Source organism: Brevundimonas sp., assembly GCF_016463485.1.
Lineage (GTDB): Bacteria > Pseudomonadota > Alphaproteobacteria > Caulobacterales > Caulobacteraceae > Brevundimonas.
Genome location: NZ_JAEMRD010000052.1, coordinates 1 through 21,127, shown reverse-complemented (window position 1 = coordinate 21,127; position 21,127 = coordinate 1). Strand labels below are relative to the sequence as shown.

19 protein-coding genes are annotated in these 21,127 nt (G+C 66.3%); 15 read left to right on the top strand and 4 right to left on the bottom strand.

What is annotated here, in order from left to right:
* Positions 1-3,340: M10 family metallopeptidase C-terminal domain-containing protein (locus JHC99_RS09475; RefSeq protein ID WP_292153646.1), on the bottom strand; the 3,340-nt coding region annotated here is incomplete at its 3' end.
* A gap of 253 nt (positions 3,341-3,593) precedes the next feature.
* Between JHC99_RS09475 and JHC99_RS09470 the strand changes: the two genes are divergently transcribed.
* The 9 genes from JHC99_RS09470 to JHC99_RS09430 all read left to right on the top strand — a co-directional run bounded on the left by JHC99_RS09470 (position 3,594) and on the right by JHC99_RS09430 (position 11,823).
* The gene (locus JHC99_RS09470; protein ID WP_292153644.1) at positions 3,594-4,214 is read left to right on the top strand and encodes a LuxR C-terminal-related transcriptional regulator; all 621 of its coding nucleotides are present in this window, start codon (positions 3,594-3,596) and stop codon (positions 4,212-4,214) included.
* 160 nt (positions 4,215-4,374) lie between these two features.
* Complete coding sequence (locus tag JHC99_RS09465; RefSeq protein WP_292153642.1) at positions 4,375-5,148, top strand: bacteriorhodopsin-like; 774 nt, start codon at positions 4,375-4,377, stop codon at positions 5,146-5,148.
* Positions 5,149-5,218: 70 nt separating this feature from the next.
* Positions 5,219-6,151, top strand: a complete 933-nt coding sequence (locus JHC99_RS09460; protein WP_292153640.1) for a Brp/Blh family beta-carotene 15,15'-dioxygenase — start codon at positions 5,219-5,221, stop codon at positions 6,149-6,151.
* Positions 6,152-6,229: 78 nt separating this feature from the next.
* Complete coding sequence (locus JHC99_RS09455) at positions 6,230-7,528, top strand: histidine kinase dimerization/phosphoacceptor domain -containing protein (RefSeq protein WP_292153639.1); 1,299 nt, start codon at positions 6,230-6,232, stop codon at positions 7,526-7,528.
* Positions 7,529-7,579: 51 nt separating this feature from the next.
* A complete protein-coding gene (gene fliI / locus JHC99_RS09450; protein WP_292153637.1) occupies positions 7,580-8,920 on the top strand; it encodes a flagellar protein export ATPase FliI in 1,341 nt (446 codons plus the stop codon).
* Between the two features lie 31 nt (positions 8,921-8,951).
* Complete coding sequence (locus JHC99_RS09445; RefSeq protein WP_271145038.1) at positions 8,952-9,362, top strand: flagellar FliJ family protein; 411 nt, start codon at positions 8,952-8,954, stop codon at positions 9,360-9,362.
* Positions 9,362-10,426, top strand: coding sequence for an endo-1,4-beta-xylanase (locus JHC99_RS09440; RefSeq protein WP_292153633.1), 1,065 nt, complete (start codon positions 9,362-9,364; stop codon positions 10,424-10,426). Before JHC99_RS09445 ends, JHC99_RS09440 begins: the two co-directional genes overlap by 1 nt.
* Positions 10,427-10,461: 35 nt before the next feature.
* On the top strand, positions 10,462-10,899 hold the full coding sequence (locus tag JHC99_RS09435) for a hypothetical protein (protein ID WP_292153632.1): 438 nt from the start codon (positions 10,462-10,464) through the stop codon (positions 10,897-10,899).
* 213 nt (positions 10,900-11,112) lie between these two features.
* Complete coding sequence (locus JHC99_RS09430) at positions 11,113-11,823, top strand: Crp/Fnr family transcriptional regulator (RefSeq protein ID WP_292153630.1); 711 nt, start codon at positions 11,113-11,115, stop codon at positions 11,821-11,823.
* A gap of 100 nt (positions 11,824-11,923) precedes the next feature.
* Here the strand turns inward: JHC99_RS09430 and ctrA are convergent, their stop codons facing one another.
* Positions 11,924-12,637 (bottom strand): response regulator transcription factor CtrA, encoded by a 714-nt coding sequence (gene ctrA, locus JHC99_RS09425; protein WP_271145045.1) that lies wholly within the window; start codon positions 12,635-12,637, stop codon positions 11,924-11,926.
* 337 nt (positions 12,638-12,974) lie between these two features.
* Here ctrA and JHC99_RS09420 point away from each other — a divergent pair, with 337 nt between their 5' ends.
* The 3 genes from JHC99_RS09420 to JHC99_RS09410 all read left to right on the top strand — a co-directional run bounded on the left by JHC99_RS09420 (position 12,975) and on the right by JHC99_RS09410 (position 14,520).
* Entirely contained in the window at positions 12,975-13,355 is a 381-nt protein-coding gene (locus tag JHC99_RS09420; protein ID WP_292153627.1) for a chromosomal replication initiator DnaA, read from the top strand.
* Positions 13,352-14,059 (top strand): DUF6456 domain-containing protein, encoded by a 708-nt coding sequence (locus JHC99_RS09415; RefSeq protein ID WP_292153626.1) that lies wholly within the window; start codon positions 13,352-13,354, stop codon positions 14,057-14,059. The genes JHC99_RS09420 and JHC99_RS09415 overlap by 4 nt, the downstream gene beginning before the upstream one ends.
* Positions 14,060-14,121: 62 nt before the next feature.
* Positions 14,122-14,520, top strand: coding sequence for a host attachment protein (locus JHC99_RS09410; RefSeq protein WP_292153624.1), 399 nt, complete (start codon positions 14,122-14,124; stop codon positions 14,518-14,520).
* Positions 14,521-14,550: 30 nt separating this feature from the next.
* On the opposite strand, the gene JHC99_RS09405 is transcribed toward JHC99_RS09410, so the two are convergent.
* Positions 14,551-14,979 carry a SufE family protein gene (locus JHC99_RS09405; RefSeq protein WP_292153622.1) on the bottom strand — a complete coding sequence of 143 codons (429 nt, stop codon included), beginning with the start codon at positions 14,977-14,979 and terminating at the stop codon, positions 14,551-14,553.
* A gap of 171 nt (positions 14,980-15,150) precedes the next feature.
* On the opposite strand from JHC99_RS09405, the gene JHC99_RS09400 reads away from it, so the two are divergent.
* Positions 15,151-16,827: a HAMP domain-containing sensor histidine kinase gene (locus tag JHC99_RS09400; RefSeq protein ID WP_292153620.1), complete on the top strand. Its 1,677-nt coding sequence runs from the start codon at positions 15,151-15,153 to the stop codon at positions 16,825-16,827.
* An 11-nt stretch (positions 16,828-16,838) separates the two neighbouring features.
* Here JHC99_RS09400 and JHC99_RS09395 read toward each other — a convergent pair whose 3' ends face one another.
* A complete protein-coding gene (locus JHC99_RS09395; protein ID WP_292153618.1) occupies positions 16,839-17,693 on the bottom strand; it encodes a hypothetical protein in 855 nt (284 codons plus the stop codon).
* A gap of 124 nt (positions 17,694-17,817) precedes the next feature.
* Between JHC99_RS09395 and JHC99_RS09390 the strand changes: the two genes are divergently transcribed.
* Both JHC99_RS09390 and JHC99_RS09385 read left to right on the top strand, forming a co-directional pair.
* Positions 17,818-18,144 (top strand): DUF1491 family protein, encoded by a 327-nt coding sequence (locus tag JHC99_RS09390; protein ID WP_292153616.1) that lies wholly within the window; start codon positions 17,818-17,820, stop codon positions 18,142-18,144.
* 72 nt (positions 18,145-18,216) lie between these two features.
* Positions 18,217-21,127 (top strand): M10 family metallopeptidase C-terminal domain-containing protein (locus JHC99_RS09385; protein WP_292153615.1); only part of this gene is annotated, 2,911 nt, incomplete at its 3' end.

The window sequence follows — 21,127 nt, the reverse complement described above, 5'->3', positions numbered from 1 at the left end:
AGACGAAGGTGTCCGCCCCGGCGTCCCCGAACAGGGCGTCCGCCCCGCCGCCGCCGGTGATGGTGTCATTGCCCGCCCCGCCCGCGATGGGATCGGCCAGGGATGTGCCCCGCAGGATATCCGCATCGGCCGAGCCGATCAGATAGACGCCGTGGGTGCCGCCGTAGACGAAGTCCGAACCGTTCACAGCCTGATTCAAGGCGATCAGCTGGAACCCGCCCGCCGGGGTCTCGGCATAGACGAAGCTGGACCCGCCCGACCGGATCACCGAGATCGAGGTGGTGTTCAGCCCGGTCAGGTCGATGCGATCGGAGCCGGTCGCGAAGTCGGTGATGACGTCATAGGCGGCGGCGGTCGAATCCGACGTCGCCGTGTAGCGGAAGATGTCCGCGCCGAGGCCGCCGGTCAGGAGGTCCGCGCCGCCACCACCCAGGACGATGTCGGCCCCCGTCCCACCGATAAACACGTCAGCCGCTGCCGAACCAATCATGGTGACGGCCACCATGCCTCCACCGGTCGCGAAAGCGAGAAGGTCCCGGCCATTGAGCGCAGCACCGGCCAGGCCGACCTGAAGGTTGCCTGTGAGGCCGGTCGCGAAAAGGAAACTCGAACCTTGAGTTCGGACAATGGTGACCGACGCTACGGTCCCGCTCATGGAACCGCCAAGGCCTATCTGATCAACGCCCGTCTGAAAGTCGGTGATGATGTCTGATGCCGCCGCCGTGGAATCCGACAGGGTTACATACTGGAAGGTGTCGGCCCCTTCGCCCCCGGTCAGGACATCGGCCCCTGCCTCGCCCCAGATGGCGTCATCGCCGCTGCTGCCCGTGATCGTGTCGCCGCGCGCCGAGCCGTGGAGAAAGGCGCGGTTTGACCCGACGGCCAACATGTTGACGCCGTGGGCACCGGTGTAGATCAGATCGCGACCGTCTACATAGGCCGTGCTGCCGACCTGGAGCGTTCCGTCGGCGGTAGCGGCGAAGACGAAGGCCGTGTTGAACCCGTCGCGAATGATGGTGATCTGGCTTGTCGCCAGAGCGCTCAGATCGATGGTGTCCAGGCCCGCTTCGAAACCCTGGATGATGTCGTAACCGGCCGCAGTGGAATCAGCAGCAGAGGTGAAGACAAAGACATCCGCACCATTCGCCGTACCGACGGCAGGGTCCGAGCCGCCCGACAGGAGGTCGGCTCCGCGCCCGCCTTCGATCCGGTCATCACCGGCACCTCCGTAGAGACTATCACTACCGTCGCCACCAATCAGGACGTCGGACCCATCGTTTCCGCGAAGAATGTCGGCGGCGATCGACCCCGTCAGCCGGTCGTTACCAGCGCCACCCCCAAGCACGCTCGCCGCCGAGCCTGCCGAGATCACATCGTCGCCGCCCAGCCCCATGGCCTGAGTCACGCCGACCAAGGTGTCCGCACCCTCGGTCCCGACGCGGTAGATCCGTGAAGGGTCGATGTAGGGTGCCTGGATCGGGGAAAAGTCGTTCACGAAAATCGGGTCGCCGTAGGCATTGTCGAGGAACGTCGATCCGCCCAGAGACGCGGCGTCGATCCCGACGAGACGCGCAAGTGTCTGCGAGCCGTCGTACGACATGATCAGGGTGTCGGCGCCCTGTTGACCCAGAATCAGGCGCTCCTGCCTGATTCTTGTATCGCTGTTGTAGCTGTCCGATGCGTCGATCCTGTCGACCCCGACCTGGAAATCCGTGATGACCGCCGTCGCCAGCGGGTTGGAGAGCACGAAGGTGTCGGCCCCGCTCCCGCCTGTGATGCGGACGCCCCCGTCGGCCGATCCAGTGGCGTAGGTGGGTCCGTTGAACCCCGAAGGCCCCGTGCCGACGGTGATCACGTCATCTCCGGCCCCTCCGTCGATCACGGCGTTGGAAAAGGCGCGGATTCGATCCGAACCGGCGCCTCCCAGCAGGGTGACGGCGTCCCCGGCCACGCCGGTGTAGGCGGTTTGCATGATACCCCGGCCAGCAGGCACCAGCTGCGACGTCCCCGACCACCCCGCCGTGATCACATCGTCGCCGTCGCCGCCGTCCAGGATCGAGCCGTTGGAGATGCCCTGCGACGTCAGGATGTCGTTGCCCGCTCCGCCCCTGAGAATGTCGCTGGAGTTGATGACGATGGTGATCGGCGCGGTGTTGGTCAGCGGGACCGATCCGGCGTCGAGACGATCGTCGCCGCCCAGGCCTGAAAGCTCATCCGGCGCGGTCGTGCCGGTCAGGGTGTCGGCGCCCTCGGTGCCGGTCTGGACCAGGCCGCTGGGGCCCACGGTCACGCTGCGGTCGGCGAACCGGAAGGTCTCGATATTGACGACGCGGTCGGTGCCGCTGTCCGCGCCGGACACCGTCCAGATGCCGTTCGACAGGCTGAAGCTGTAGTCGGCGAAATTGCCCTCGAACACGGCGGTGTCGACGGCGATGTCGTAACGCGACTCCACCCCTCCATCGATGTAGTCGTTGCCGAGTCCGCCCTTGAGCGTGTCCACGCCGCTGGCCCCGTACAGCCAGTCGTCGCCGGCCAGGCCGTCGATGACGTCAGCCGCGACATATCCGACCATGATATCCGCGCCGGCCGTCGCCGTGAATCCCACACTGCCGCCTGCAGTGGGGTCGATCGCGACACGCCGCACAGCGGGCGCGATCACGCCGTCCTGCGTCAGGTCCAGGACGCGATCGGTGAAGATGACGTGCTCGACCCCGGTCAGCAGGTTGACGGTGCTGCCGGTCTGGATTCTCAGCACGCCGTTCGCATAGGTGATCGTCGAGTCGGCATAGGCCACGGGCAGGGTCACCTTGTCGTCGCCCCGACCGCCGTGGACGGTGTTGGAGCCCCCGCCGGGACTGAGTGTATCGTCGGTCGAACTGCCGGTGATCGTATCGTTTCCCGATCCCGTCGCGATGAAAGCGAAGGTGATGTCGAAGCCGACGACCGTCCAGTCCCGGGTCGTGTTCTCCAGGGCGACACTCATCTTGTAGCCCATCAGGATCTGCTCGAAATTCGTGAACGACCCGGCGATACGGTTGTTGTATCCGCTGCCCCGAACGAAGTCCGCGCTCCAGACATCGACCGACCCGGGGGTCTCGCCCGCTCGAAGCGTAAGGGATGAATAGAACTCGCCATCGAAGACCGGACGGCTGGAGAAATCGACCGTGTCGAACCCGGCCCCGCCATCAAGGTTGGACGAGGAGAAGACCACCCTGTCATCGCCGTCCGTGCCGGACATGGCGTCGTCCGAGATCGACGCCCACGCCCCATCGCCTGTCGCGTCCTGGACCGCCATCACCTCAGGGCGATCCGCCCCGCTCAACAACCCGGCCCGCGACATACTGAACTCCTGGATCGACAGGCCCTCAGCATAGACGCTGGCAAGGGGTCCGCCATACCCCGAAAAGTGGTGAGGGGTCCTTTTGGCACCACGTGGCGTAGGCGCCGCGTCCGCCAAACGCGTCAACGCGCTTGCAACCAGACGATCGCGAGTTCGGCCCGGCCGTGGGCGAGCCGGCGGACGTGCGACGACGGGTCAAGCTTCGCTTTTGGCGCGCCATTGGATATACTCGAACCATGGGGACGGCGGCGCGGTGATCGACTACGATCTGGACGAGGATGGCAGTGTGCTGCTGTCGTCGATCGTCAACAGCCCCATCGCCTCGGTGATCAGCAATCCCCGCCTGCCCGACAACCCCATCATCGCGGTCAACCAGGCCTTCTGTGACCTGACGGGCTATGGCGACGACGAGATCGTGGGACGCAACTGCCGCTTCCTGGCCGGCCCGGCGACCGAACCCTGGCTGACAGAGCGCATCCGGCAGGGGACGCGCGACCGCAAGCCGACCCTGGTCGAGATCCTGAACTACAAGCGCGACGGGCAGCCGTTCCGCAACGCGGTGCTCGTGGCCCCGGTCTTTCTGCCGGACGGCGAGCTGGAATATTTCATCGGCTCCCAGGTCGAGCTGGATCAGGACGCGGTCGGACCCTCGTCCAGCCGTCACCACCATGCCGTCGAGGTGGTGCGCACCCTGTCGCCTCGCCAGCGCGAGGTTCTCCAGCAGATCGCCGCCGGTTACCGCAGCAAGCAGATCTCGTTCAACCTGGGCCTCAGCGAGAAGACGGTGAAGATGCACCGCGCCCTGATCCTGGACAAGATCGGCACCCACAATATCGCCGACGCCATCCGGCTGGCCGTCGAGGCCGGTCTTTAGCAACCGACGCCGCGATCTGGACCGGAATACGGCCTAAAGGCCGTATGGTGCGACATCGCCCAAATGCCTAACCCTCCGCCACGGCCCAACATCCGGTGTCGCCTTTCCTGGCGCAGTTTCTGACCCGGAGCCAGCAAGCCGATAGGAGAGGATGACTGCAATGCCGACTGTCGAAATCGGGCAATATCTGCTCGTCTACAATGCTTTCTCATTCACATTCGCGACCATGGCGGCGGCGACGCTGTTTCTGTGGTTCGGGCGATCCCAGGTCGGGCCCGCCTACAAGACGGCCCTGACGATTTCCGGACTTGTGACGGCCATCGCGGCCTATCACTATTTCCGCATCTTCGAGAGCTGGGAGTCCGCCTACGAAGTCCGCAACGGCGTCATTACCGTCACGGGCCTGGCGTTCAACGACGCCTATCGCTACGTCGACTGGCTGCTGACGGTGCCGCTGCTGCTGATCGAACTGATCCTGGTCATGCGCCTGAGCCAGGAAGAGACGATGTCGAAGTCTCTGAAGCTGGGCTTTGCCGCCGCCCTGATGATCATTCTGGGTTATCCGGGCGAGATCGCCGACGACAACACGACTCGGGCCATCTGGGGCACATTGTCGAGCATCCCGTTCGTCTACATCGTCTGGGAGCTTTTCAAGGGCTTGGGCGCCTCGATCGAACGTCAGCCCGAAAGCGTGCGCGGGCTGATCAAGAAGGCCCGGTTGGTGACGTTCGCGTCGTGGGGCTTCTATCCGATCGTCTACATGATCCCCTACACCAACATCGGGGGCGCGGCGGCCGAAACCTATGTCCAGGTCGGTTACACGATCGCCGACATCATCGCCAAGGCCGGCGTCGGCGTACTGATCTACATCATCGCCGTCCGCAAATCGCGGGTCGAGTACGGTGAAGCCACCCACGAAACCGCCCCAGCCTGATCGGCCGAAACACGACAGGTCCGGACAGGCCCAGCGCCTGTCCGGACTTCGTCTCAACAGGAGGCAAAGCATGTCACTGCTCCTGGATCCTACGAGCCTGTCGCCGAAAGTCCCGTCCGGAGCCCGACTGTTCGTCGGCGCTCTGATACTGTCGCTTGTGGGACTGTGGGCCGGCGCGCCGCTTTACGGACCCGTCACGACGACCCTAGCCTGCCTGGCGCTGCTGGTGTTCGGGCTTCCGCACGGCACGCTGGACCTGGAGCTCATTCGCGCCCGCGCGTCCGGACCGTGGACGGGAATGGCCGCCCTGGTCCTGATCTATCTGACGCTGGCCGCCGCGATGTACGGCCTTTGGCGGGTCGAGCCCGTCCTGGCTCTGGCCGCCTTCATCGCCATCGCCGTCGTGCATTTCTCGGAGGACTGGCAAGGAGCCGGCTCGGTGCTGCTGAGAGCCGGTCTGGCGCTGGCCCTGTTGTGCGCTCCGACCCTGCTGCACAGGGGTGAGCTGGACATGATCTTCACCGGTCTGACCGACCGCGTCGAGGCCTCGGCCGTCACCGATGCCATGATGCTGGCCCTGCCCGTGGCGCTTGGGGTCGGCCTGGTCGCTTTGGGGTCGCTCTGGCAAGCCGGGCGACGGTCCCAGGCTCTGGGAGGGCTGGCCGCCCTGACCGGGATGATCGTCCTGCCGCCGATCGTGGGGTTCGCCCTGTATTTCTGCCTGTTCCACTCGCCCCGACACTTCCGCGAGAGCCTGTCGAGCCTGCGCTGGCGGGGCTTTGCCCGCTGGGGCTGGGTGGTCCTGCCCTTGACGTTCGCGGCCGGGGTCATCGCCAGCCTCATCTTCGGCCTGGAGGTGCGGGCCGCTGTCCCGGACCGGATCATGGCCGCCAGCTTCATGACCCTGTCGATCCTGACGGTGCCGCACATGATGGTCCCCCTCCTGATCGCCGGGCTGGAGCGGCGCGGGCAGGTTCGCGAGGCCGGCTTCACCCCGAGATGATCGAACCGTGAGCGGCGCTTAACTTTCCGGGAGCAGCCGCCTAACTAGGGCCAAACCCCAGCGATCGCGCGAGCCCTGTTGTCCAGTCGTCCTGAATCCGAAATCGTCCTTGCCCCCGACATCGCCGAACTGGTCGCGGAGGTGCGCGCGGACGCCGAGGCCCCCACCCGCACGCAGATGGATGTGGTCGTGCCTCCCAAGGTGGAGACGCCGCCCGACCACGCCGAGGCCCCCGGCCGGCCGCTGGCCGAGGAACTGCGATACCGTCTGGGGCAACAGTCCCTGCTGGCGCGGTTCGGTGAGTTCGCGCTGCGGGAGCGCGACCGCCAGACGCTTCTCGACACCGCCTGCGCCCTGTGCGCGGAGGGGCTGGAGACGCCCTTCGCCAAGGTGCTGGTGCACAACGACGTTCGCGATCGCCTGGTCCTGCTGGCCGGCGTGGGGTGGGGCGGGGACGTCGAGGGCAAGGCGTCGCTCAGCGTCGAGCTGGATTCACCCGCCGGCTATGCCTTCCAGACCGGAAAGCCGCTGATCTCGAACCATCTGGAGAACGAGCAGCAGTTCCATACGCCGAAACTCCTGGCCGACCACGGCATCCGCCGGGCCATCAATGTGCTGATCCGCCCCGAGATCGACGGCGAACCCTTCGGCGTGCTGGAGGTCGACAGCGCCGATGAGGGCCAGTTCGACGCCCGCGACGCCCTGTTCCTGGACGCCTTCGCCGCCGCCCTGGGCGCGGCCCTGGCCCGGCAGTCGACCGAGGGCCGCCTGCTGGCCGCGATCGAGCACCAGGCGCTGCTGACGCGGGAGGTCAGCCACCGGGTCAAGAACAGCCTGACCCTGATCTCCAGCCTGCTGAACATGCAGGCGCGGGGGTCGTCCTCGGACGAGGTCAAGGCGGCCCTGACGGATGCCGGGGCGCGCATCCTGGCGATCGGCAAGGTGCATGATCAGCTTTGGCGCAGCGCCGACGTCCAGTCGGTGATGCTGTCCGACTTCCTGTGCAGCCTTGTGGAGGCGGTGGCCGACGGCAGCCCAAATCACACCGTCCGCTGCGAGGCGGACGAGGTCGCGGTCCCGGCCGACATCGCCATTCCGCTGGGGCTGGTGGTCAACGAGATGGTCACCAACGCCCTGAAATACGCCTATGGCGACGCGGGCGGACCGGTCTCGGTCGAAGGGCGGGTGCGCGACGGCCGGATCGAGGTCACGATCAGCGACCAGGGCCAGGGTTTCGACCTGGCCACGGCAAGAACCAGCCGCAGCCTGGGTCTGAGGGTCATCGACAGCCTCGTGCGCCAGATCGACGGCACGCTCGAAAACCGCCCTGACGGCCCCGGCACGCGCCTTGTGATCACTGCGCCCACAGGGGGATGAACCGGCCCGGCTTCACCCCCCGTTAACCACGATCGCGCATTCGTTAACGCGATGCACAACCTCGTCGCCGCCGTTCAAGCCATCGATCCCCTGGTCGTGACCGGCAAGGTCGCGGGCGTCAGCGGCCTGCTGATCGAGGCGAAGGGCGGCCTGAGCCGGCTGGCGGTCGGGGCGCGGGCCGAGATTACACGGCGGGGCACGACGGCCCTGCCTGCGGAGGTCGTGGGGTTCCGGGATTCCAAGGCCCTGCTGATGCCCTTCGGTCCCGTCGAGGGCGTCGCCCCCGGTGCCGACATCAAGATCATCGGCCAGCAGGCCAGCGTGCGGCCGACCAAGGCCTGGCTGGGCCGGATCATCGACGCGTTCGGTCAGCCCATCGACGGCAAAGGGCCGCTGCCGACCGGGCCTGCGCCCTATCCCCTGCGCGCCTCGCCGCCGCCGGCCCATTCGCGCGGCCGGGTAGGAGAACGACTGGACCTGGGCGTCCGGTCCATGGACGTCTTCACCACCACATGCCGTGGCCAGCGACTGGGCATCTTCGCCGGATCCGGCGTGGGCAAGTCGGTGCTGCTGTCCATGCTGGCCAAACAGGCGACCTGCGATGTCGTCGTGGTCGGTCTGATCGGCGAACGGGGCCGGGAGGTGCGCGAGTTCATCGAGGAAACCCTGGGCGAGGAAGGTCTGCGCCGCGCGGTCGTAGTGGTGGCGACGTCGGACGAGCCGGCGCTGAAGCGGCGTCAGTCGGCCTATATGACGCTGGCCATCGCCGAATATTTCCGGGACCAGGACCTTGAGGTGCTGTGCCTGATGGACAGCGTCACCCGCTTCGCCATGGCCCAGCGCGAGATCGGCCTTGCCGCAGGCGAGCCGCCGACGACCAAGGGATATACCCCCACCGTCTTCACCGAACTGCCCAAGCTGCTGGAGCGTGCGGGGCCGGGACCGATCCGGCCGGACGGGACCACAGCGGGGCCGATCACCGCCCTGTTCACCGTGCTGGTGGACGGAGGTGACCACGACGAGCCGATCGCCGACGCCGTGCGAGGCATCCTGGACGGCCATATCGTCATGGATCGCAAGATCGCCGAGCGCGGGCGGTTTCCGGCCATCGACGTGCTGAAATCCGTCAGCCGCACCCTGCCCGGCTGTCAGACCCCGCCCGAGCGCGAGCTGAACCGCCGGGCGCGTCAGTGCCTGTCGGCCTATGCCTCGATGGAGGAGCTGATCAAGATCGGCGCCTACAGGACCGGTGCCGATCCGATCACCGACCGGGCCATCGCCCTGAACCCCGCGCTGGAGGCCTTCCTGGGTCAGGACAAGGAGGACGTCACCCGTCTTTCCGATTCCTTTACCCGCCTGGAGGCAATCCTGAACCAGGGCATGGTTCAGTGATCCCTACCCGTACCTGCTGGAGTAAGTCTGCATGACCGCCTGGGCCCATTCGCTGATCCGCATCTCGAACTACGAGGTCGAGACGCTGCAGAAGCGCCTGGCCGAGATTTCCAACCGCAAGGCCTCGGCCGAGATGCGGCTGGCCGTGCTGGACGCCGAGGTCGAGATCGAACGCGAGCGCGCCCGCGCCGACGCCCAGGCCGGCATGATGCTGCAGGCCTATCTGGCCGGCTGGAAGGCGCGCAAGGGCGCAGCCGAGGCCGATCTGGACACCCTCGACGCCGAGGAAGAAGGCGCCCGTGACGCCCTGACCGGAGCCTTTGGCGAGCTCAAGAAATTCGAACACGTCGCCGAACTGACCCGCCTCAACGCCATCGTCGCCGCCAACAAGCGCGAGACGGCGGCGTTCGACGAGATGGGGCTGCGCCGCCGCGCCGGGTGATGCTCGACCGTCGCCTCCTTCTCGGCCTGCCCTTGGCCCTGGCCGCCTGCGAGCGGTTCGCCGAGGCGCAGACACCGGCGCGCGCGGTCCCCGGCCTGAAAGCCATCGCCCCCTTCCCCATCGGGACCTGCATCAAGTCGAACCAGATCAATGACCCGGCCTGGGTCGATCTGGCCGCCAGACACGTCTCCCAGCTCACGCCCGAGTGGGAGATGAAGATGGAGTACGTCTTGGCCGAGGGCCTGGACCGTCCGAGGTTCGATGGGCCCGACCGGATCGCGGCCTTCGCCGCCGAGCGGGGGATGCGGCTGCATGGGCATACGCTGATCTGGTATGCTCAGGGTGAAGAGGCGTTCGCCCATCTGGACCGCACCCGGTTCACCGCCGCCTTCGACGCCTATATCGCCACGGTCGCCGGGCGGTATCGCGGCAAGATCGTCAGCTGGGACGTGGTCAATGAGCCGATCACCGATGCCGGCGACGGCTTACGCGACTGTCACTGGAGCCGGGCCCTGGGCCAGGACGGATACATCATCCGGGCCTTCGAACGGGCCAGGGCGGCCGACCCGGATGCCGTGCTGTTCCTGAACGACTACAATCTGGAGAACACCCCGGCCAAGGGCGCGACCTTCCTGAAACTGGTCGAGCGGTTGATGAAGGCCGGTGCCCCGATCGGCGGCATCGGATCGCAGTCGCACCTGGATATCGAGATTCCGGCGGGTCAGGTGCGCGACTTCATCCGCGACGCGGGCTCGCTGGGCCTGCCGATTCACATCTCGGAGCTGGACGCCTCGCTGCGCAGCGACCGGCGCCTGGACCTGCGTTCCCGCGATCAACGCCTGTCGCAACAGACCGGCCGGGTCGGCGAACTGGCCGAGGCCTTCATGGCCCTGCCGGCCAGCCAGAGGTTCGCCTTCACCGTCTGGGGCCTGCGCGACACCGACAGCTGGCTGAGGCAGGGCGAGCGCGACGACGGCCAGGACCAGCCCCTGCCCTTCGATGCGAGCGGTCGTCCGAACCCGATGTTCGACGCGATGGTGGCCGGGTTTACGCAACGGGCGTAGCCTGCCGCCAGACGCAGCGGACCAGGGTCGCGAGGATGCCGAACAGACGCGATCGCGGGCCCTTCGCGCTGCCCATGGGACTGCTCTGGTTCGTCAGCGCCGTCGCGATCGGGCCGATCAGCTGGATCATCGCGCCCGCATCTGCCCTGGCCCAATACGGCCTCAGTGGGGCGGGATGGTTCGCAGCCTTCGCGGTCGTATATTTCGTCCTGGAACGTGTCCGACTGCGATTCACTCGAGTCGGTGCCTGGTTCCATTTCAGCCTCATCACCTTGGGCACGGTGCTCATCACAGGGCCGTATTTCGTCCTGAACACCATCCCTGTTTCCACTCCAGGGCCCGAGAAGATCGCGCTGTACCGCACCCTCAGCACCGCCACGACGGTCGGCTACGGCTTCAGCCTGCTGGGCCTCGCAGTGTTCATCGGCGTGCTGGTCCAAAGCGTCTGGATCGCCGTCAGGACGCGGACCTGATCCGCGGGTCCCGCGACATTCGGCCAGGTCACCGTTGGCCAGTCCCCGAAACCCCTACCCAGTATTGAGCCGCAATCTCAAAACTAGAACGGTACGGTACCGTTCAAACAGAAGAGACTTGGTCCGCGTGCCGACCGAATAGTGTCGGCGAATGTCCACCACCGTGCATCCGAAAGCAGACAGGTCCGTTAAAGCTCCGCTTGGCCTAGTGGAGTGACGCTGCGAATCATGCCGACCCGGAACAGCCTGCTTGCGAGCCTGACGCCATCGTCTCGGGCAGCCTTGTCGCAATGGATGACGCCGGCTCACATGGCGGCGGGGGACATCCTGATCGAGCAGGGCGCGCCCATCACCGAACTGCATTTCCCCCTGTCGGGGACCCTGTCCAACCTGGTCCTGTTCTCCGACGGACGGGCGGCAGAGACGGCCTGTATCGGGTCCGAGGGCCTGTCCGGTCTGGCGGCCTTCCTGGCCGATGCGCCGTGCGCCTGGCAGGTGTCGGTGCAGATTCCGGGGCAGATGGTCCGGATCCCGGTGACCCCGCTGCGAGCCCTGGCCGAGGCCGACGACCGGCTGATGAGACGACTGATCCTGCTGTCGCACGACTATCAGGCGCAGGCGGCCCAGACGGCGGCCTGCAACATCCTGCACTCGGCGACCCAGAGGTTGTCGCGGTGGCTGCTGCTGGCCATCGACCGGGCGGGATCGGACGAGGTGCCGGTGACCCAGGCCGATCTGGGCGTTGCCCTGGGGGTGCGTCGCTCGACCGTCAGCGACGTCCTGCACGAGATCAAGGCCTCGGGCGCCGTCCGGCTGGGCCGTCGCCGAGTGCATGTGCTGCAACGCGCCCGGCTCGAACATATCGTCTGCGAATGCTACGGCCGCGACAAGGACCGGTCTAGGGATCTGGGGCTGGTCGACTGAGCAGCGGGCTCAGGCCAGAGCCGTCGCGCGCATCTCGCCTGAACAGAAAAAGCCCGCCGGAGCGATCCGGCGGGCCTATTTTCCTGGCGCGAACGCCGTATCAGGCGGCGGCGCTGACCGGGGCGACGGCGGTGTTTTCCGAGGGGTCGCGCAGGACGTAACCGCGGCCCCAGACGGTTTCGATATAGTGTTTGCCGCCCGCAGCGGTCGCCAGCTTCTTGCGCAGCTTGCAGATGAAGACGTCGATGATCTTCAGCTCGGGCTCGTCCATGCCGCCGTACAGGTGGTTCAGGAACATTTCCTTGGTCAGGGTGGTGCCCTTGCGGAGCGAGAGCAGCTCCAGCATCTGGTATTCCTTGCCCGTCAGATGGACGCGGTGGCCGTGCACCTCGACCGTCTTGCCGTCCAGGTTCACGGCGATCTCGCCGGTGTGGATGATGGCCTGGGCGTGACCCTTGGAGCGACGGACCACGGCGTGGGTGCGCGCGATCAGCTCGTCCTTGTGGAAGGGCTTGGTCATGTAGTCGTCGGCGCCGCCGCCGAAGGTCTTGACCTTGGTTTCGATTTCCGTCGAGCCCGACAGGATCATGACGGGAGTGTTGACCTTGCCGACGCGCAGCTGGCGCAGGACTTCCAGGCCGCTCATGTCGGGCAGGTTGAGGTCCAGAAGGATGAGGTCGTAGTCATAGATCTTGCCCAGATCGATGCCTTCCTCGCCCAGGTCGGTCGTGTAGACGTTGAAGCCCTCCGACTTCAGCATCAGCTCGATGCTTTGCGCGGTCGCGTGATCGTCTTCGATAAGCAGAACGCGCATTCAAGCCCCTCCAGGCAAAGCTAGACCATATGGCCCGGTCGTCAGTTCCGGGTAACCTTGTTCGAGAGTTAACCGGCGAAAACCTTAAGAACGGTTAACGCCACCCCATTGAGGCGAATCGTAGGCTGATTTGCGAATCGGCGTCGAGCGCCGTGAGTCAACGATTCTAATTTTCTTCGCATGACGCTGGAATCCGGGTGAGTTCTCCAACTTCACCCCGCACAACCCCTTGCCCGCCATGGGGATGCGACCGCTTCTGACGTACATTAGGATGATTTTCCTAACTCACGACGACATGCATTTATGATCGGCCGTCGGATCAGCAGGAGTGACAGTCATGGAAGACACGTATCGGGTTCCGGTCAAGGAAGGGGATCGAATCCGCGCCGGACTGGCGATGCAGCTGGTCGCCGTGCCCACCGGGATTGCGCCTGAGGCCATGGTCGCCGGCGTCCGGCAGGGACCGCGTCAGGTGCAGGCGCGGCGGCTGGCCATGTATCTGGCCCATGTCGGCCTGGGCTGGACGGTGGAGCGGGTCGGGCACGCCTTCGGCTTCAACCGGGCGACGGTCAGCGCCGGCTGTCGGTGGGTGGAGGACGCCCGGGACGATCCGGCAGTGGATGGTCTGATGGAGCGGCTGGAACTGGCCGTGCGACAGGTCTGCGAGACACCCCACCTGGAGATGACCCGCCTCGACGCCGTGGCGGTGGCGCGATGAGGACGCTGACCGAGCGGGTGCGCACCCATCTGCGCCGACCGGGGGCCTGGATCGAGGGATGGGCGGCCCCCTATGCCCTGCGTCTGGGTGCGGATCGGCGGGCGCGGGTGGCCATGACCCTGGACGAGACGGTGTTCAGTGCCCTGGTCGCCGATCCGGGCCTGAAGGCACGGCCCGGCGGTGGCTGGATTGCGCGACCGCCCGCAAGCCTCGACGGACCGGAGCCCGGTCGACCCGGCGTGATCAAGGGCGAGGTCGCGGTCATGGAGGCCGACGGGCGGCTGACGACGCGGCGCGCCAATCTGGGCGAGAGCCCGATCGCCTGGCTGGCCCGACGCCGCGATCCGTCGGGGCGGCCCTGGCTGACGCCGGCCGAGATCGTGGCGGGCGAGCGATTGCGGCGGGATGCGGAGGCGGCGACCTCGGGCCCGTCGGTGACGATGCGCTGGGACGCCCTGCCCCGTTCGGGCGGCGGATCGGCGGCGCGGATCGAGCCCGGCGACCGGGCCATGTCGGCCGGGGCCCGGGTCGAGGCGGCGCTGCGCGCGGTCGGGCCGAGGCTGAGACCGATGGTGGTGCGGATCTGTCTGGAAAGCTCCAGCCTGCAACTGGCCGAACAGGAACTGGGCCTGCGCAAACGTCAGGGCAAGACGATGCTGAAACAGGGACTTCAGGCGCTGGCGGAACACTACGGGATCGGGTGACGAGGCAACCGCCACGGCACCGACCCGTTGAAGGACCCCGCAAACCACCGGAGCTCCCTCATATGAAACTTCCCAAAGGCGCCCTCGTCGCCGTCGTCGACGGCGAAAAACTGGCCCTGTTCGAGAACACCGGGCAGCAGGAGGTGCAACTGAGCGCCCGACCCACGCCGACGATCGCCGAGCGCGCATCCGGTGCCGCCGGTCGCATTTCCAGCGAGGCCAACCCGGACAACGACACCCAGGCCGAGGACGGGTTCGCAATGGGCGTCGCCGAGGTGCTGAACAAATGGGTGCTGAACAACAAGGTCGACCATCTGATGGTCATCGCCGCGCCCAAGACCCTGGGGCAACTGCGCAAGGGCTGGCACAAGGAAACCCAGGCCAAGCTGGTCGGCGAGATCGCCAAGGACCTGACCGGCCACTCCACCGACCAGATCGCCGCCGCGATCGAAAAGGCCTGATGGCGACGAGGGGATCGCCAGACGGTCCCCTCAGTCCGCCGCTATCGCCGCCTGGCGGATGCGGCCGACCATGGCGTTCAGGCCGTTCGCCCTCTGTCGAGTCAGGGCCTGCGGCAGGCCCAGCCTGTCGAGCGCCGCTTTCGCATCGAAGGCGAGGATCTGGGACGCCGGGCGGCCGGAATAGAGGGTCAGCAGCAGGGCGACATTGCCCTTCGAGATCGCGCTGTCACTGTCGGCGCGGAAGGTCAGGCGATCCCCGTCACGGTCATCTGCCAGCCAGACCTGGGCCGCGCAGCCGGGCACCTTGTTGACCTCGATGCGGTCGGCGTCCGGCAAGGGAGCCAGACCCTTGCCCAGGTCGATGACGTATTCGATCCGCTGTTCCCAGTCTTCGAGCAGGTCGAAGTCGGCGATCAGCTCGGCCAGGGTGTCGTCGATCGTGGGTGCAGGTTCGGTCACCGCCGCCAGATAGGCCGCCCCGGCGTTAACGACAACCGGGACGACGGCCCCCAGACCATGACGGCTTCTCCCCGTCGCCGGTTCGCCTGATGCGGGAGCCGCCTCGCGCCGACTCGTGTGGAGGGCTAGGCTCGGCGGCTGCGCCTCCCGCAGCTTCCGCCCGGATATCCATTGACGCCCGCCGCCCCACCTTCAGCCCCCAGGGAGACCGACCGGGTCCGTCCGGTCGTGGCGTGGCATATGGGCTGGGCCATCGCCATGGCGGTGCTGGCTACGTCGGTCGTGTTGCTGCGCCCCGCACTGGACGCCGGGGTCGTCATCGCGGCCCTGATCGCCGTCCTGCCGGGCGTCGGCGGCCTGTGGCTGATGGCGCGTGACGGCTGGGCCGAGCGAGCGCTGGTGCTGGGCGGATGGAGCCTGGCCGCCGTGGCGGCTGCGGCCCTGTCGGGCGGGATGACGGGTTCCCTGGCCGGGCTGGCGATCATGCCGTTTGCCGCCGGAATCATGCTGGGCGAGTTGCGTCTGGCCCAGGCCGGGGCGGTGGGGACGGCCCTGGCGGTACTGGTAGGGCTGGTCTCGGTCTGGCTGGGTGGCCCGGCCCAGGCAGACTGGGTTCTGGCGGCGGCGGTGGCCCTGCTGTCGGCCGGAGCCCTTGCCACGGCGATCACCCTGACCTGGGGGCCGCGTGATCGGGCGCTGGGCGTCGTCGGTGACAGCCTGATGCGGGTCGAGACGCTGCTGGCGGCCCAGCCGGGGCTGATGCTGGTCCTGAGTCCGTCCGGCGGGGTATTGGCCGCCTATGGGACCGCGCCGCCTGCGATCGATGTGGAGGCCCTGTTCGACCAGGGCATGATCGCCGCCGTCCATGCGCCCGACAGGGGCGACCTGCTCGCCGCCCTCTCCCGCGCAGAGGCGGGACAGGAGGCCCAGGTGTCCTTTGCCCCGCGCCAGGCCCTGGACCGCCGCGTGACCCTGGTGCTGCGTCGCCTGGACGGAGACGGCGAGACGGTGCGCCTGATCGGCCAGGCCTTCGACGGCACGCCTCAGTTCGCCCGCGAATCCGGGCTCGAGACCGCCCGCGCCGAGGCCGAGGCCCAGAACGCCGGCAAGAGCCGCTTCCTGGCCAATATGAGCCACGAGCTGCGCACGCCGCTGAACGCCGTGATCGGGTTTTCGGACATCATGCGCCAGCGCATCTTCGGCCCGCTGCCCGACAAGTATGCGGGCTATGCCGACAGTATCCATGAGGCGGGCGGGCACCTGCTGGACCTGATCAACGACGTGCTGGACGTGTCCAAGATCGAGGCCGAACGGTATGAGCTGGCGATCGAGCGGTTCGATGCGCGCGAGACCGTCTCGGCGGCCATCGCCCTGATCCGGGTGGCGGCGACGGACAAGGGCGTGGACCTGCGCAGCGTCCTGCCGACCGAAGCCCTGACCGTCGACGCCGACAAGCGGGCGCTGAAGCAGATCGCGCTGAACCTGCTGTCCAACGCCATCAAGTTCACCCCGGCCGAGGGGTCGGTGACGGTGACGCTGGAGGCCATCGGCCCCTATCTGGAGCTGGTCGTTTCCGACACCGGTGTCGGCATCGCGCCCGAAGACCTGCGTCGCCTCGGCCGCCCGTTCGAACAGGCGGGCGCCGCCGAACAGAAGGCGCAAGGGACGGGTCTGGGCCTGTCGCTGGTCCGGTCGCTGGCCGAGCTGCACGGTGGGCGCATGAACATCGACTCGACCCTGGGCGAAGGCGCGGCGGTGACGGTACGCCTGCCGGTCGTGACCCTGGCCAAGCCCGCGGTGCCCGAAGGCGGAGCCGAGATCATCGAACTGAGGCCGGCGGGGTCTTAAGGCGCGCTGACCTACAGCGAGCCCATGTCCACGAACGCCCGACCGGCGGCGAAGTCGCCGGCCTCGAAGGTGGCGCGGGCGATGCTGTCGTCGCGGAACAGGAACTCGATGGCGAAGACCTCGCGGGGGTCCAGCGCCGCGATCAGGTCGGCGGCGGTGTCGGGGAACCGCCAGGCCTGGCCATCCTCGCGGGTCGGCTCCAGCAGGCCGGGCGCGGCCTGCGCACTGCCGGCGGAGAAGACCAAGCGGCGCAAGGCTTCGGGCGGCAGGTCACCGGCGCGGCCGCCGGGCAGCCAGGGCCTGGTGGACCGTTCGGCGTCGCGCAGCACGATCCGCGCCGCATAGGGGCGACTGTGGCCCACGAAGCTGACCACTGCGGCCAGGGTCTCGCCCTGACCCGCATCCCCGACCAGGCCGAAGGTCACCGGCGCCTGGCCGGTCGTGACCGACTGCTTCAGCCGCCAGCCCGCCTGGACCAGGCCATAGCGGTCGGCCGCCCAGTCGGCCTTCGTCCCCGGAAAGGTCATGCGCGGCGTCTGGGCCCAGCCTGCGAAGGCCGTGGCCACCCGGCCGCGCACCCGGACCAGGTCGGAGTTGTCGCAGGCCGTTGCATTGGCCTTGGCCGAGGCCCGTCCGGCGGTGGCTGCCAGATCATCGGCGGTCGCGCCGTGGCGCACCGCCGCCCCCCGCGCCTGAAGCGTCGCCGAGGTCAGGGCCCTGGCCACCATGGGCTGGAACAGACGGCATTTCTGGTCCGCCGCCAGCATGAAGGCGCGGTCGTAATAGGGGCCGGTGGGTGCCGCCGTCGGCGCCGTCGCCTGGGCCAGGGCGGCCAGCGGCTGACCGGCCAGCAGCGCGGCGATCATGCCGACGCGGACACGTCGAGCGCGGGCAAGGCGAGTGCTGCCAAGACGATGATTAGGGCCTATCCTCATGCGGCGACCCTACCCGCTCCGGGTTCCGGTCCCGTTTCCGAGCAGGGTTAGCGAATTGCTTCTGAACTCCGACCTGTGGGTCTCGGCCCTGATCCGCCGCGCCGAGATCGCCGGCGCGAACGCCACCGTCGTGCGCCGCGGCGACACCCGCGCCGGCACCGTCATCGTCAAGGCCTGGGACACCTCCACCCGCAGGGCGCGGGTGTATTCCGAGGCGTTCGGCCCGGACGGCGAACGGCTGTGGATCCAGCCCGTGGAGAGCGAGTTCGAGAGCGAACTGGACGCCTATGTGCAGCGACAGGTGGGCTACGACCCGGACCTCTGGGTCGTCGAGGTCGAGGACCGGCAGGGGCGGCACTTCATCACCGAGGATGTGGGGTGAATCTTTCCCACGAATCCAATCCAGGGTAGCGTGGATGCGGTTCGGCCAATCATTGCGTAGCGAGATGTAGAAATGCCCAGGATCATCACGGCGGACACCACGATAGGGACCAGTGAGATCGTCAGCATTTCTCAGGAATTGAGCGGCTACGAGCTCCGCTCGACACCACAGTTGCCTGGTCCAAATCTGGTTGTCGCAGGCCGGATAAGCATGACCTCGAGTCAGCCGTACATCACGGCGCTGTTCGAGTTCACGCGCGGGACCGCGTTCACAGACAGTGTGATCACCATTACTGAATCCGGCGTCGTCGAACTCATCAAGACCGGAGACAACCCGACCTATGGGCTTTTTGGAGAGGGTGCGAACAGCGACCTCGTAAACCGCGGAAGCTTCACCGTAAGGGCGACGGCAGTTGCGTTGGGTGTATTCACTGCGGATCTGGCCTTCAGTTTTGAGAATAGCGGGACGTTTCGGGTTACTTCGGAATCGCTGAGTAGCTGGGGTGCCAAGTCCCAGAACGGCGGCATATTCAGGAATTCCGGACTCGTAGAAGTGAGTGGTGGACAGACTGCGGTGGGCTTTGACCTCGGACGGACGTCGACGCTCGAAAACACCGGCACAATACGGGTAACAAACCCGACCGGCACAGCCGTGGGAATTCGTGTCGCGCATCTGGCGACAGAGTCCAGCACGATCACCAATACCGGTCTGATCGAAGCGAATTACGCGATTTTCGACGCCAGCGAGACCTACAGTCCACCCCAAGATGCCATTCAGGTCGTCACGAATTTCGGCCAGATTCGCGGTCAAATCTATCTCGCCCGGGGAGCGGATCAGATCGTCAACGTCGGGTCGATCGTGGGTTCGATCACACTTGGCGCAGGAGACGACCTCTATCAAGGCGAACGGGGTACGCAATCAGGAGGCGTGTATGGAGGGTTCGGCGATGACCGCCTGCTTGCAGGAACTGGATCGGACATTCTCTATGGCGAAAGCGGCGAAGACATTCTTTCGGGGGCGTCCGGCGATGACTTTCTCGGTGGCGGCAGAGGATCAGATGTCCTCGACGGCGGGGCCGGAACCGATACCGCAGTTTACTCGGATCTGACCATCGCGGTCGATCTCGATCTTGTCGGTGGTAGATCTGTTTCAGCAGGACAAGATACGCTCATCAGTATCGAGAACGTCTATGGCAGCCGCTGGAACGACACCCTGCGGGGTGACACTGCTGCGAACCTGTTGTTCGGGGCCGACGGTGCTGACGTTCTGATCGGCCGAGACGGTGATGATGTCCTCATCGGCGGAGCAGGTGCTGACGTTCTGACCGGCGGAACCGGACGTGATACATTCGTTTTCGGGGCGGGCGATGGCACCGATGTGATTACGGATTTCAGGCTTGGCGGCGAACGCGATACGCTGTCGATATTTGGTTACGCCGGGTATCGCGAACTGCGTCAGACATCGGACGGTGCACTGATTGTCCTGTCCGACACCGACACTATTCTTCTGCAAGGAATCAGCGCGGCTAGCGTTTCGGTAGCGGACCTGAACTTTTCGCTCGCGACGCGCCCTAGCTATGCCGTTTCTGGACCTGTTCCGGCGATGCTGGGTACCGAACCCTGGCAAGTTACCGCGAGCGAGCAGGTCTATGCGGGCGAAAGCCTTGCATTCAACAACGCAACAGGTGGCATCGTCGTCAGCCGATGGACAACCGGGGCATCAGGCTACCTGACCAACAACGGACAGATTGTTTCAACCTCGACAAGTTCAGGCACCATCGGCGTTTCAACCGATGGAGCCATATCGGGTGCAGGATTCACCAATGGTACCGGGGGAAGGCTGGATGCCTACCTGACAAACAGCACCTCTGGTCGCGCCGTCGGTGGCTATTTCAACAGTCAGAATAGTGTGTTCGACAATCGTGGCTCGATCTTTGTTCGCTCCTCTCATGAAGCGTACGGCGCTGAAGGGACTAGGCCGGGCCTGACGGTCAGCAACAGCGGGCTCCTCGACGTTGTTGCCCAGTCATCGGCCTATGGTGTGCGCCTCGGCCAGTACGGGAGTTTCACAAACACCGGCACAATCCGGGTCGAGGGTTCGGGCCTCGCCGTCGGGGTGTATGGTATCGGAACCACATCAGCGACCAACTCTGGATCCATCGTCGTCGTCAATCGGACCGGCATCAGCGTCGGCATGGAAATCCTGTCTGACAACCTGATCTTCTCGAACAGCGGCCTGATCCAGGCCGATATGGCCGTCCAGGTCGGTACCTATTTCTTCGGCCAAGGCATTTCGTTCAACAATAGCGGTGACCTCAGAGGCGGCGTGGCGCTGAGCTCGGGCGCCGACGTATTTGTCAACACCGGCCTCATCTCCGGACTGGTGGCACTGGGACAGGGTGCCGACCGCTTCGAGGGAGCGGGTACCATAGGGGATTTGAGAATCAATGGAGGTGCCGGAAACGACCAGATCGTCGCCGGGGCCGGAAATGATGTCCTCGAGGGCGGAGCAGGCAACGACACACTCAGCGGCGGCGGCGGCACGAATACTGCGATTTTCAGCGGTACGTCGACCAGCTATTCGATCACGACAAGCGGTGCGACCACGACTGTAACCGGCGGGACGGACGGAACCGACACGCTGACGGACATTGAGCTTCTGGTTTTCACCGACAGAACCGTGCAGCTCATTCTGGATCCAACCAACGTCATCAATGGTACTCCGTCTGCTGAAACCCTTGCCGGAGGGTCGAACCGCGACCTGATCACCGGTGGCGGGGGAGCAGACACCCTGAGCGGTGGAGCCGGGACAGACGTGTTCCGGTACCTGTTGACTTCGGATTCGACGGCGGCCGCCTCCGACATCATTACCGATTTCGTCACTGGCGCCGACCGGATCGATCTGACGGCCTTGAATCCGACGTCCGTATCGATCGCACGGCTGGCGGGCGGGGGAACGGTGGTCTTTGCCCAGACACCAGGGG

Coding starts and splice junctions, on each gene's coding strand:
- JHC99_RS09465 (WP_292153642.1), top strand. CDS start 4,375: ATGCCGACTGTCGAAATCGGGCAATATCTGCTCGTCTACAATGCTTTC.
- JHC99_RS09460 (WP_292153640.1), top strand. CDS start 5,219: ATGTCACTGCTCCTGGATCCTACGAGCCTGTCGCCGAAAGTCCCGTCC.
- fliI (WP_292153637.1), top strand. CDS start 7,580: ATGCACAACCTCGTCGCCGCCGTTCAAGCCATCGATCCCCTGGTCGTG.
- JHC99_RS09445 (WP_271145038.1), top strand. CDS start 8,952: ATGACCGCCTGGGCCCATTCGCTGATCCGCATCTCGAACTACGAGGTC.
- JHC99_RS09440 (WP_292153633.1), top strand. CDS start 9,362: ATGCTCGACCGTCGCCTCCTTCTCGGCCTGCCCTTGGCCCTGGCCGCC.
- JHC99_RS09435 (WP_292153632.1), top strand. CDS start 10,462: ATGCCGAACAGACGCGATCGCGGGCCCTTCGCGCTGCCCATGGGACTG.
- ctrA (WP_271145045.1), bottom strand. CDS start 12,637: ATGCGCGTTCTGCTTATCGAAGACGATCACGCGACCGCGCAAAGCATC.
- JHC99_RS09420 (WP_292153627.1), top strand. CDS start 12,975: ATGGAAGACACGTATCGGGTTCCGGTCAAGGAAGGGGATCGAATCCGC.
- JHC99_RS09415 (WP_292153626.1), top strand. CDS start 13,352: ATGAGGACGCTGACCGAGCGGGTGCGCACCCATCTGCGCCGACCGGGG.
- JHC99_RS09410 (WP_292153624.1), top strand. CDS start 14,122: ATGAAACTTCCCAAAGGCGCCCTCGTCGCCGTCGTCGACGGCGAAAAA.
- JHC99_RS09395 (WP_292153618.1), bottom strand. CDS start 17,693: ATGATCGCCGCGCTGCTGGCCGGTCAGCCGCTGGCCGCCCTGGCCCAG.